Annotated in this window: 13 protein-coding genes and 1 pseudogene; 2 read left to right on the top strand and 12 right to left on the bottom strand. The window is 63.1% G+C overall.

Features of this window, described 5'->3' with window-relative positions; translation table 11 throughout:
• Window positions 1–6: 6 nt before the first annotated feature.
• A pseudogene (locus F6X37_RS37930) lies at window positions 7–444 on the bottom strand (sterol desaturase family protein); the annotation flags it as partial.
• Between the two features lie 250 nt (window positions 445–694).
• On the opposite strand from F6X37_RS37930, the gene F6X37_RS10800 reads away from it, so the two are divergent.
• Window positions 695–862 (top strand): hypothetical protein, encoded by a 168-nt coding sequence (locus tag F6X37_RS10800; protein WP_187611257.1) that lies wholly within the window; start codon window positions 695–697, stop codon window positions 860–862.
• Window positions 863–1344: 482 nt separating this feature from the next.
• Here the strand turns inward: F6X37_RS10800 and F6X37_RS10795 are convergent, their stop codons facing one another.
• The 11 genes from F6X37_RS10795 to F6X37_RS10745 form a co-directional block, all read right to left on the bottom strand.
• On the bottom strand, window positions 1345–1491 hold the full coding sequence (locus F6X37_RS10795) for a hypothetical protein (RefSeq protein WP_262419854.1): 147 nt from the start codon (window positions 1489–1491) through the stop codon (window positions 1345–1347).
• A 101-nt stretch (window positions 1492–1592) separates the two neighbouring features.
• Entirely contained in the window at window positions 1593–1820 is a 228-nt protein-coding gene (locus tag F6X37_RS10790) for a hypothetical protein (protein ID WP_013092139.1), read from the bottom strand.
• A 97-nt stretch (window positions 1821–1917) separates the two neighbouring features.
• Entirely contained in the window at window positions 1918–2061 is a 144-nt protein-coding gene (locus F6X37_RS10785) for a hypothetical protein (protein ID WP_167368704.1), read from the bottom strand.
• A gap of 50 nt (window positions 2062–2111) precedes the next feature.
• Window positions 2112–2402, bottom strand: a complete 291-nt coding sequence (locus F6X37_RS10780) for a hypothetical protein (RefSeq protein WP_187611256.1) — start codon at window positions 2400–2402, stop codon at window positions 2112–2114.
• Between the two features lie 255 nt (window positions 2403–2657).
• Window positions 2658–2990, bottom strand: coding sequence for a DUF2322 family protein (locus tag F6X37_RS10775; RefSeq protein WP_187611255.1), 333 nt, complete (start codon window positions 2988–2990; stop codon window positions 2658–2660).
• A 45-nt stretch (window positions 2991–3035) separates the two neighbouring features.
• Entirely contained in the window at window positions 3036–3314 is a 279-nt protein-coding gene (locus F6X37_RS10770; RefSeq protein WP_187611254.1) for a hypothetical protein, read from the bottom strand.
• Window positions 3315–3492: 178 nt separating this feature from the next.
• Complete coding sequence (locus tag F6X37_RS10765; RefSeq protein ID WP_187611253.1) at window positions 3493–4344, bottom strand: carbohydrate ABC transporter permease; 852 nt, start codon at window positions 4342–4344, stop codon at window positions 3493–3495.
• A 10-nt stretch (window positions 4345–4354) separates the two neighbouring features.
• Window positions 4355–5329, bottom strand: a complete 975-nt coding sequence (locus F6X37_RS10760) for a carbohydrate ABC transporter permease (protein ID WP_184064375.1) — start codon at window positions 5327–5329, stop codon at window positions 4355–4357.
• 57 nt (window positions 5330–5386) lie between these two features.
• A complete protein-coding gene (locus F6X37_RS10755) occupies window positions 5387–6640 on the bottom strand; it encodes an ABC transporter substrate-binding protein (protein WP_090806886.1) in 1254 nt (417 codons plus the stop codon).
• Between the two features lie 85 nt (window positions 6641–6725).
• Window positions 6726–8705, bottom strand: a complete 1980-nt coding sequence (locus F6X37_RS10750; protein ID WP_187611252.1) for a beta-galactosidase — start codon at window positions 8703–8705, stop codon at window positions 6726–6728.
• A 20-nt stretch (window positions 8706–8725) separates the two neighbouring features.
• Window positions 8726–9892, bottom strand: a complete 1167-nt coding sequence (locus F6X37_RS10745) for an ABC transporter ATP-binding protein (RefSeq protein WP_187611251.1) — start codon at window positions 9890–9892, stop codon at window positions 8726–8728.
• A 192-nt stretch (window positions 9893–10084) separates the two neighbouring features.
• Between F6X37_RS10745 and F6X37_RS10740 the strand changes: the two genes are divergently transcribed.
• Window positions 10085–11128: a LacI family DNA-binding transcriptional regulator gene (locus F6X37_RS10740; RefSeq protein ID WP_187611250.1), complete on the top strand. Its 1044-nt coding sequence runs from the start codon at window positions 10085–10087 to the stop codon at window positions 11126–11128.
• Window positions 11129–11138 lie beyond the last annotated feature (10 nt).

Raw genomic sequence — 11138 nt, 5'->3', positions numbered from 1 at the left:
GAACACGTGATCCCACATCGGCAATAGCTGCGTGAAGTTGTGATTGAAATGCTCGGCGCGAATCGAGTGATGCAGCCGGTGATACTGCGGATTGTTGACCCACGTGACGTAGCGGCCAAGGTCCATGCGCAGATTCAGATGCGCGAAATAGTTGCCGAACATGAACACGAACGAGGTCGCACCGACGATCCACGGCTCGACCTTGAACAGTACGCCGACGAGCGGATAAAGCAGGCAGCCCTTGAGCAGCACTTCTATCCAATGATGCCGCAACGTGATCGTCACGTTGAAATCCACCGCGCTATGGTGCAGCGAATGCAGCTTCCACAGGATGGGCCATGTGTGCTGCAAGCGATGAAACGCGTATTCGAGGAAATCGATCGTCAGCAGCACGATCACGAACGAAGCGAGCGCGCCCCACCCGCGCGACACCAGCGCCACCATCCCGCCGCCGAGTGCATTGACGATCGCGACGCTCGCGGCCGCCGTCAGCGGCTTCGTGGCTTCCGCCAACGCCAGATACAAACCCGCGTACGCCATGTTCAGACGCTGCCCCGCGCGCGATTGCAGCAATGCGGCCGGCCAGCGACGCTCGAGCAACGCACCGACGCCCATCATGACCAGCACGAGCGCGTAGGCTTGCAGCCACAGGCTCGCGTGGTGCAGCAATGCGGGAAATGGGCTCGACGCTAACATGGAATTCCCTGATGCGGCGGTCGTTAGCATGATCTTCGCAGCCCGCCGGCCCGCGCGCAAGCGCCCTTTAGCGGGGGCCCGCCGCGAATTCGGCTTCACCCGCAAGCACGGAAAAAAAATGGCGGGGTCATCGCTTCACGCCGTCACGATCGCGAGCGGACGTTAGATGCAGCCGTATCGTCCGCTCGCGTCGTCGTTGTTTGTCGACATCCGTTTGCTATTGGCCCCGCCGCACCTCGCAAGTTGCGCCAAGCTCCCCGGGCGCGAATCGCGAAGACTTTTGCTGCCGTCGGCATTTGTTCACTGCGTGAAATCCCGGCTGCAACATATGTAGTTCTTGTGCATTCGTCATTGCAATGGCTATGCCATGCTGGGATGAAGGCTTGCTACGTATGGAGAAATGCCTGCCGGGGCAGTTCGAAGCGGGCCTGATCGCACGCGATGCATCGGAAATGAGACGCCGCGGGGATGCCCCGACGCCTTCGTGCTGGCTCGCACACGTCGTTCGACGCGCGCGGGAATACCCGAACGCGCATTGACGGACCAAGGTTTGCGACCCGTACCAGTCAACATGCCGACACGTCATGCGACGAAAGCGCGCCTGAATCATGCGGACCGGCGTGTCGCAAAGTTGCGACGGCCAGCGGCTTACAGCAGCGCGGTCAATTGCGCGACACGCGACTCGAACTGCCGTAATTCATCGCCGGCAAGCGACCTCTTCCGCGGCAGGTCGACCTTGAGCGGATCCTGCGGCACATCGTTCACGGTGTACGCGGGAGCTTGCGCAGCGGGCATGACCGGTGCGGGTGCCGACGCCGGTATCGGCACGCGGGCAACGGCCTGCGTCGAGTCCTTGCTCAGGAGCGACGCGTCGGGGTCGCCGTTGCGCGACCGGGTTACGACAACGAAGCAAGCATGTTCGACAGCCGTCGGACATGGGCCTTGAACGCGTCGCTCGTTTCGCGGTTCGTGGTGGGATTCAGATGCGAGCTTTCGGCGAGTTGCGCCTGCTCGTGAAAGTCGTTGGCGATCCTGCGCTTGATATCGTCGGGCAGCGACCGCACGATGGAGACCAGCAAAGCCTCTTCGGCATGCAGCATGCCGAGAATCGAATGTGTGTCCATACGGGAACCTCCGTGGGGAACAGCGTCGGTGCCGGCCGGCAGTGGCGCCGGCGCTCCTCATGTTACCCCGTTGGTTCCGCGTCGTTGGTCGTGCGCGTTACTCGGCGATCGAATAGCGCGACGGGCGAGCACGCGGCTGCTCCGCCTCACGCTCGACGCGCGGACTCGCGCCGCGGATGAACAGGACCGCGCAAAACGCGACCATGGCCCAGATGCAAAGAATGACGGTCAAAGCGCTCATGTCAGTTTCCGGTACTTCGGGATAGTACGGTGATGCTGCTGCGTAGGCTGTCAATGCAGCGTGGACCGCTCGGGCGCACCGAACAGCAGCTCATCGATCAGGGCGGTCGTGAACGTCAGCTGCGTTTCGAGCGATTGGCGCGCGGCTTGCGCGCCCGCTTCGTCGCTCCGGGCGACGGCCGCGTGTGCCTGCGTGGCCAGACGCACGATGGCTTCGGAACCGCGTTGCAGTTCGCGCATCGCGCGGTCGTCCGGATCCGGCGTCGGCTGATCCCGTTCCGAGGTAGTGAGTTCCGGCAGGTCGGCGTCGAACCGGCGGGGTTTGTTGTGACGGGAAGACATCCGGGGCTCCTGACGGAAAAGCGCGATACGCGCGACGGGACGAACCCAGTGTGCGCCGCCCCCCCGCGCTTCAAGCTTCAATTCACCGAACAGAAGCCGAATCTGAAGCCAATCCGGGGGGCTTCGGGAAAAACGAGGGTTTTTACCGAGCAATTAGCGCAGGTGGGCCGCAAATCCCGTCGCCGGGGCGTTGGAATTCGCGGCAGCGGCAGGAAAACGTCTACCTTGCCGGCGCGGAAAAGACTTTGAGCGGCCTCAAGCTGCCGGAACAACATCGATGCGCAATGCCTCGCCGCCAGCGGCAATCGCCAGCAGGTGATCGACGTTCGGATGCGCGCCCGGACGGTTGCGCGCGTCGGCCGTATGCTCGGCAAACAGCGCGAGGCCGTGTTCGGCCGCCTTCGCGTCGAGCGTGCCGAACACGCCGCGCAGGTAGTTGTACAGCGCGAGCGAGCCCTGCTTGCCAGGTTTGTTCTCGATGCTAGCGACCACGGTACCGCTGCCATTGACCAGATCGATGCGTGCGATGCCGTCGATCGCCGGCATTCTGGCGAGATTTTCCTTGAAAACGTTGCTCGGTTCGATCATTGAAACCACTCCTTCCGTTCTAAAAAATGCATGGCGGCCCGTATCTTATCCGATGGGCGGCGAGCGGGCGAATTGGTGGCCACGACGGATCGGCACGCGCATCTGATACCTGGTGTACTTCTCCTGTACGACCAACCCGTTCGCGTTGACGGGCGGCGCCAGCCGCACGCTGACGTGGACGCTGAAGTACGCTGATCCGGCCTGATAGCGGCAGGCGCCTTCCTTCCTGTTTTCAGGCAGGAAGGCCTCGTTCGATGGTTGATACGGGTAGCAGCCATACCCGTAGCAGAAGTTGGACCTCGCGAGCGAAGTCGGCGAAGGCAAGCGGCCTCTCGATAGTGCGCGCGCGGCGTTGAATGCCGTTATGCAGCGGGTCAACCCGGCGTCAGCTGAAAAGCGTTGATCGAGAAGTCAGCGTGCGAGCAGCGGTTCGCCGCGCCGAAAAAAAGCCCGCTTCCGCGGGCAACCCTTCTCTACGCAGCAGCGCCACGCGTGAACAGCATCACCCCTTCGTCGCGCCAAACGTCAGACCCGCGACGAAATGCTTCTGCATCGCAAAGAACATCATGACCGATGGCAGCGCCGCCAGAATCGATCCCGCCGAAACGAGATTCCACGCGGTCGTCCACTGCCCTTTCAGCGCGGCCACGCCGACCGTGATCGGCGCGGCGTCATCGCCTTGCGTCAGACACAAGGCCCAGAAATAGTCGTTCCACACGAACGTGAACACGAGGATCGCCAACGCCGCGAGCGCGGGACGAATCAGCGGCAGCACGATCCTGAAGAACACGGTCCACTCGTTTGCCCCTTCGATGCGCGCCGCCTCGACCAGCTCGAATGGCAGCTGCTTGATGAAGTTGCGCAGAAACAGCGCGCAAAAGCCGGTCTGGAACGACACATGAAACAGAATCAGCGCGCTCACGGTATTGAACAGACCGAGTTGCAACGACAGATCCCGCACCGGAATCATCAACACCTGGATCGGCACGAAGTTGCCCGCGACGAACGTCGCGAACAACGTCGAATTGCCGCGAAAGCGATAGATCGCCAAGGCAAAGCCCGCCATCGCCGCGAGTGCGATCGAACCCACTACGGAAGGAACCGTAATCAGCACGCTATTCCAGAAGTAATGCAGCATCGGCGACGTCGTCAATGCCTCGCGATAGTTATCGAACATCGCGAAGTGCTTCGGCCATCCCCAGTAATTGCCCTCGCTCAGTTCTTCGGTCGAACGCACGGACGTGACCAGCACCGCGATCATCGGCAACAGCCAGATCACGAGTGCAATCGGCAACGTCAGTTTGTATGCGCGGCGCGTGGCCGGCCTCCATTTGTCGATCGGAATCGGAAACATCAGCGGCTCCTCATTGCTCGGCGCGCAGCATCCGCCGCAGGTGATAGACGATGTACACGAGCATGATGCCGAACAGCACCACCGCGATCGCCGCCGAATAGCCGATGCGGTAGTACTTGATCGCCTGGTCGTACATGAAATAGGCGAGCACCGTCGAGCTTTCGAACGGACCGCCGCCCGTCATCACCGAAATCAGATCGAAGCTGCGCAGCGCGCCGATGATCGTCACGACGATCGCCATGAACGTCGTAGGCCGCAACTGCGGCAGGATGACATGCCAGAGCATCGACCAGCCCTGCGCGCCTTCCATTCGCGCAGCTTCGATCTGCTCGGCGTTCAACGTGGTCAAGCCGGTCAGATAAAGAATCATGCAGTACGCGGTTTGCGGCCACAGCGCCGCGAACACGATGCCGAGCGTCGCATAGCGCGGATCGCCGAGCACCGGCACGCCGTGGCCGAGCATCATCGCGAGCAGGCCGAAGGTCGGATCGTAGAACCATGAAAAGATCAGTCCGACCACGACGCCCGACAACACGAATGGCGCGAAAAACAGCGACTTGACGATGCGGATGCCCGCCACCGCCTGATTCAGATACAGCGCGACGGCGAGGCCCATCGGCGGTGCGAGCAAAAACAGCACGAGCCAGATCAGGTTGTTCTTGAGCGCCGTATAGAACGTGGGCGTATGAACCAGCTCGATATAGTTCGCGAGGCCGACGAAGGTCGGCTCGGTCATCCCATCCCAGTTGAAGAAGCTCAGACGGATCGTCGAGAGGATCGGCCACACCACGTACACGGCCACCATGAAGCAGGCCGGCGCGAGAAACAGGAACGCGGCGCGCCGCTGCCGCCGTGCGGTCGGCGTCGGGCCGCGCCGGCGCGACGCGACCGACGCGCCGCTCAGCGCACCGCTCGACGCCGGCAAGCCCGGGCCGCCGGGTTCAACAGGACCGTCGACGCTACGACGGCTGACGGAATGCGACACGATCAATCTCCCGATCCAATCCGATGCATCGGACAGCGGCCTTGCGGCCGCCGCCGCTCACTTCTTGTAGATACGCTGACGCGTCTGCTCGAGCTGCGCGAGGATGTCGTCCAGTTTCGACGGATCGGAGACGAACTGCTGCATCCCCTTCATCCCTTCGTCGGCCATTTCCTTCGTCATGTCGCGATCGTAGAACTGCGCAATGCCGCCCTTCGTGTTCGACAGGATCTGGAAGCCGATCTTCGAAATCGGATCTTCAGGCTCCGGCGATTTGCTGTTCGCCGACAACGAGCCGAGTCCCTTTGCGAGTTGCGCACCGATCTGAGGCGTCTCGACGAACGCAAGGAACGTGTGCGCATCGGACTTGTTCTTCGCTTTCGACGGAATATGCAGCGATTCGACCGGTCCATCCTCGGCGGTCGGCACCTTGGAGTCGATGATCGGGAACTGGAAGTACCCCATTTGCGGCTTCACGTTGTCCGGGAAACCCGCCGCAATGAACGTCCCCATCAGCATCATGGCAGCCTTGCCCTGGAACAGGAACGGCTGCACCGCGTCGAGATCGTAGGACAGTGAATTGTTGATGAAGTAGCCGTCGTCGATCAGTTGCTTCCACGTCGTATAGACCTTCTTCACGCGCGGATCGGTGTACGGAATTTCGCCGGCCATCAGCTTCTGGTGAAACGCATTGCCGTTCAGGCGCAGATCGAGATAATCGAACCAGCCGGCCAGCGTCCAGGCATCGCGGCCCGCCACCGCGATCGGCGCAATGCCGGCGGCCTTCAGCTTTTTCGCGGCGTCGAGAAACTCGTCCCACGTTTTCGGCTCGCCCTTGATGCCGGCCTTCTCGAACAGGTCCTTGCGATAGAACATCCCCCACGAGTAGTACACGGTCGGCGCGGCATACTGCTTGCCCTTGTACGACGATGCTTCCTTCGTCGACGCATACATGTCGTTCCAGCCGTTCTTCTGCCAGTCGCCGGTCAGATCCTCGAACAGGCCACGCTGCGCGTAATACGCCATACGCTCGCCGTCGTGCCAGTTGACGATATCGGGCGCGACAGTCGAAAGCCAACCCGGCAACTGAACCTTGTAGGCTTCCTCATCGATGAACGATACCTTCACGTCGATCCCGGGATGCGCCTTCTTGAACTCGTCGACCACCTGCTGCCAAACCGCGCGCTGGCTCGCGCCCTTGTACGCGATGTTCATCGCGAGCGTGGCCGCCTGCGCGGTGCCGACGACCGAGGTCCCCGCGGCAACCGCGGCCAGCGCGAGCGCCAACAGAATCTTGCGTGGTTTCAGTTTCATCCTGACTGTCTCCTTCTTTCCATGGTTTTTACGTCGTTGTCGCTTCTATATCGAATGACTGCGTGGAATTGCCAAGGCCAGACTTCTATTGCGAGCGGTAGACCGCTACCCCTTGCGGCGCCACCTCCCGGGAGCCGATCACGAATGCGTCGTCGGAAATGTCGTCGAGCGTGTGGGTGCTATCGCCATAGTTGAACACATACGTCAGTCCGCCGCGACGGCTGATGCGCACGCTGTCGCCGAGTGCCTGCGTTTCGAGGCCCGCTTCCTGCGCGATGCGCGCGAACAGGCGCACGGTCAAGGCGTCGTCGAACAGGCTCGCAAAGTAGTGATACGCGCCGCTTCGCACGTACGCCGGATGATCGTCCGCGAAACGCGCGCGCACGTCGAATGAAGATGATGCATCGCTGTCGATGAAATCGCGCCAGTGTCGCGCGAAGCCCTCGGCGGCACCGCCCTGCTGTTCGAGCACCACGGCTTCGGTCACGTTCGGCCGCATCGATTCGACGCGCCACACGCGCAGCGGCAGCACCGACGTCAATGCGCCCGGCGGCAGATTCGCCGGAATCCGCAGCTCGCGCGTCTTCGATCCGGTGCGTGGACCGAGCACGACCTGCGCGCCCGAGCGCGCGAGACGTTCGGCGAAATCGTCGGGCACGACCGGCAGCGGCGGCACGACGACGAGGCTATAACCATCGAACGATGCATCGGCCGGCACGACATCGACGTCGAGTCCGAGCGTGCGCAAAGCCGAGTAGTACTCGAATGCGAACCGCGGATAGTGAAAGTCCGCGCCCTGCGGATGAATCTCGAACAACCACTTCGCTTCATAGTCGTAGACGAGCGCGACTTTCGAGCGGATCGACGCATTGGCATCGGCGTTCGCGGCGAGCACCGCGTGAATTTCCGACGCCACCCGCGATGCTTCATTGCCGCCGACGTCGAGCCGGTTGTCGGGCGTATTGAGGCCCGCATGCATCTGCTCCTGCGCGAACGGCGCCTGACGCCAGCGGAAATACGACACGCAGCCCGCGCCGTGGGCGAACGCTTCCCAGCTCCACAGCCGCACCATGCCCGGCAGCGGCGCCGGATTCCACTGCGCCCAGTTCACCGGTCCCGGCTGCTGCTCCATCACCCAGAACGGCAGCTTCGACATGCCGCGATACACGTCGTGATTGAACGACGCGAAGTCCGGATGACCGCTGCGCAACCAGCGCGCCTTGATGTCCGGCGCGAACCACTGCTCTTCGAGCGCGCCGAGCGGATAGCTGTCCCACGTTGCGACGTCGAGATCGGCCGCGACCTTGTAGTGATCGAACTCGGTGAAGAGCTGCATGAAGTTGTGCGCGACGGGCCGCCCCGGCGAATGCGCGCGAATGATCTCGACCTGCATGCGGTTGTAGCGCGCCACTTCGTCGGATGCGAAGCGCCGGTAGTCGAGACGATGCGAAGGATGCGCCTCGGTCACGGTGCCGACCGGCGCGTCGATTTCTTCGAAGCCGCGGTACTCCATGCTCCAGAACACTGTGCCCCACGCCTCGTTCAACGCCTCGATCGTGCGATAACGCGCCTTCAGCCACTCGCGAAAGCGCGCGACCGCGGCCGGCGAATAGCTGACCACCGTGTGATGACAACCAAATTCGTTATCGGTCTGCCAGAAAGCGACCGCCGGATGCTTGCCGTAACGCTCGGCCACCGCCGTGCAAATACGACGCGACGCCTCGAAATACGCGGGCGACGAGAAGTCGTAATGACGCCGCGAGCCGAACGCGCGCGGACGTCCATCGGCGCCGACCGGCAGGATCTCCGGATGACGATCGATCAGCCACTTCGGCGGCGTCGCGGTCGGCGTACACATGACGACCTTCACGCCAGCCGCGCCGAGCACGTCGACGGCGCGATCGAGCCAGCCCCAGTCGTATTCGCCGGGAGTCGGCTCGATCCGGCTCCAGGCGAATTCCGCAATCCGCACCTGCTCGATGCCGAGCGCTTTCATCCGGCGCGCGTCGTCGTCCCACATCGACTCGGGCCAGTGCTCCGGGTAATAACAGACTCCAAGACGCATCCCTATGTCCCCAGTGTTTTTCAAGCGTAGTGTTCGACGGATTCGAGCGACGCGGCCGCGAAACCGTCCTCGGTAAACAGATGACAGGCCGTGCGCGACACCCGCAGGCTCGCGCGATCGCCTGGAGCGAGGCGCGTGTTACCGGGCGCCTTGGCGATCAGAACGGCGCCGCCGGGTTGATCGAGGTGCACGTAGCTGTGTTCGCCAAGCTGCTCGACGAGCGATACGGTGCGCGCGAGCACGCCGTCTTGCGACGCGGCCGCATTCGTCGTGGCCGATGCATCGACGAACTCGAGATGCTCGGGACGCACGCCGAGCGTGACCGGCTGCGCTGGCTGCAATCCGGCGCTGCCGACCGGCACACGCACGTTCTCGCCGGTGTGATCGAGCGTGACGAGCACGCCCTGCGCATCGAGTGACGCCACCTTGCCCGGCAGGAAATTCATTCGCGGCGAGCCGATAAAGCCGGCCACGAAGCGGCTTTTCGGGCGGTGATACAGCTCGAGCGGCGCGCCGATTTGCGCGATGCTGCCGTAACGCTCGGTGTCCTTGCCCGAATGCAGCAGCACGATCTTGTCGGCGAGCGTCATCGCTTCGATCTGATCGTGCGTCACGTAGACCACGCTCGCCTTCGCAAACTGCTTATGCAGACGCGCGATTTCGACGCGCGTTTGTCCGCGCAAGGTTGCATCGAGATTGGACAGCGGTTCGTCGAACAGAAACACGCCGGGCTCGCGAACGATCGCGCGGCCAATCGCGACGCGCTGCCGCTGCCCGCCCGACAGCGCCTTCGGCTTGCGCTCGAGCAGTGCCTCGAGTTGCAGGATGCGCGCGGCTTCACGCACCTTGCGTTCGATTTCATCCTTCGGGGTCTTCGCGAGTTTCAGGCCGAACGCCATGTTCTCGAACACGCTCATGTGCGGAAACAGCGCATAGCTCTGGAACACCATCGCTACGCCGCGCTGCGCGGCCGGCACGTCGTTGACCATCTTCCCGCCAATCGACAGGTCACCGTCGGTCACATCCTCGAGCCCGGCGATCATGCGCAACAGCGTTGACTTGCCGCAACCCGACGGGCCGAGAAACACGCAGAACTCGTTTTCGCCGATGTCCAGATCGACGTTGCGGATCACCGGCACACCGTCGCCATACGCCTTCTGCACGCCTCGTAACGAAATGCTCGCCATTGCATCGACTCCGTGATTTAATCGGTGCGAAGTCGGAGATTAAGCGCTTAATCAGCATGACCGAAAAATCGATCGCAAGGCGATCGTTGGTCTGTCTCCGATATCGTTTTGTACGTTGTTCGATGACAGATGTTGCCGCGCCTCGCGCCGCGACGCAAATGTCGGACAGCCATCCCAAATACTGACCATATCATGCCCACACTCAGCGAAGTCGCGCGTCATGCCGGCGTCACGCCTGCGACGGTGTCCAACGTGCTGCGCAAGCGCGGCCGCGTTGGCGAAACGACCCGGCAACGCGTGCTCGAGGCAGTCGCGGCGCTCGGCTATCGCCCGCATCTCGCCGCACGCGCGCTCGCCGAGGGCCGCGCGCCGACGCTCGCGCTTATGGTGTCGAGCATCGCGAATCCGTTTTATCCGGAGTTCGCGCTCGCGGTCGAACGCGCTGCGCGTACGAGCGGCCACTTCGTGATCATCTGCAATACCAACGACGATCCGCTAAGCGGCCGCGCGTACCTCGACCAGATCGCCGGCACCTTGTCCGAAGGCGTGCTCGTGACCAACGCGAACCTCGATTTCGCCGATCTGCACGAGACCGAAGCGCGCGGCACGCCGGTCGTGCTGTGCATGTGGGAGCGGCCCACCGAGCCGCCCGGGCTGCCGTGCGTCGCGGTCGATTTCCGGCTGGCCGGCAAGCTGGCCGGCGAGCATCTGCTCGAGCTCGGGCATCGGCGCTTTGGTGCGATCGTCGGCAGCAAGGTGTCGGGCATTCACGTGGCGCGCTTCGAAGGTTTCGTCGACGCGTTGCGCGCGGCCGGTGTGACGAGAAATCGCGTGCGACACGCGGCCGACACGATCCACGGCGGCTACCTGGCGGCCCGCGCGCTGCTCGAAGCCGATCCGCAACTCAGCGCGATCTTCGCGACCAACGATTTGCCTGCGCTCGGCGCGATGCACGCGGCCGCGGATCTGGGCCTGCGCGTGCCGCACGAACTGTCCGTGATCGGCATCACCGACATCCAGCTCGCGCGCGAGTCGCGCCCCGCACTGACGACGGTGGCGGTGCCGACGGTCGAGGTCGCCGGACTTGCAGTGGAACTGCTGCGCGAGCTGATCGAGACTTCGTACGGACAGCCGGGACGCGTCGAGCGGGACATGCCGGCGCCCGTGCCGATGCGGATTTCGTCCGAGCCGAAACTGGTCATGCGCGCGTCGACGGCCGCACCGCGTTCGCGTTGATGTGACGGTG

Origin of the sequence: Paraburkholderia sp. 31.1 (assembly GCF_014397645.1) — a bacterium.
Taxonomy (GTDB): domain Bacteria; phylum Pseudomonadota; class Gammaproteobacteria; order Burkholderiales; family Burkholderiaceae; genus Paraburkholderia; species Paraburkholderia tuberum.
The sequence above is the reverse complement of the archived record's forward strand: the minus strand, read 5'-3'. Positions and strand labels throughout refer to the sequence as shown.

Coding starts and splice junctions, on each gene's coding strand:
- F6X37_RS10800 (WP_187611257.1), top strand. CDS start 695: ATGGAATTCCCTGATGCGGCGGTCGTTAGCATGATCTTCGCAGCCCGC.
- F6X37_RS10795 (WP_262419854.1), bottom strand. CDS start 1,491: ATGCCCGCTGCGCAAGCTCCCGCGTACACCGTGAACGATGTGCCGCAG.
- F6X37_RS10790 (WP_013092139.1), bottom strand. CDS start 1,820: ATGGACACACATTCGATTCTCGGCATGCTGCATGCCGAAGAGGCTTTG.
- F6X37_RS10785 (WP_167368704.1), bottom strand. CDS start 2,061: ATGAGCGCTTTGACCGTCATTCTTTGCATCTGGGCCATGGTCGCGTTT.
- F6X37_RS10780 (WP_187611256.1), bottom strand. CDS start 2,402: ATGTCTTCCCGTCACAACAAACCCCGCCGGTTCGACGCCGACCTGCCG.
- F6X37_RS10775 (WP_187611255.1), bottom strand. CDS start 2,990: ATGATCGAACCGAGCAACGTTTTCAAGGAAAATCTCGCCAGAATGCCG.
- F6X37_RS10765 (WP_187611253.1), bottom strand. CDS start 4,344: ATGTTTCCGATTCCGATCGACAAATGGAGGCCGGCCACGCGCCGCGCA.
- F6X37_RS10755 (WP_090806886.1), bottom strand. CDS start 6,640: ATGAAACTGAAACCACGCAAGATTCTGTTGGCGCTCGCGCTGGCCGCG.
- F6X37_RS10750 (WP_187611252.1), bottom strand. CDS start 8,705: ATGCGTCTTGGAGTCTGTTATTACCCGGAGCACTGGCCCGAGTCGATG.
- F6X37_RS10745 (WP_187611251.1), bottom strand. CDS start 9,892: ATGGCGAGCATTTCGTTACGAGGCGTGCAGAAGGCGTATGGCGACGGT.
- F6X37_RS10740 (WP_187611250.1), top strand. CDS start 10,085: ATGCCCACACTCAGCGAAGTCGCGCGTCATGCCGGCGTCACGCCTGCG.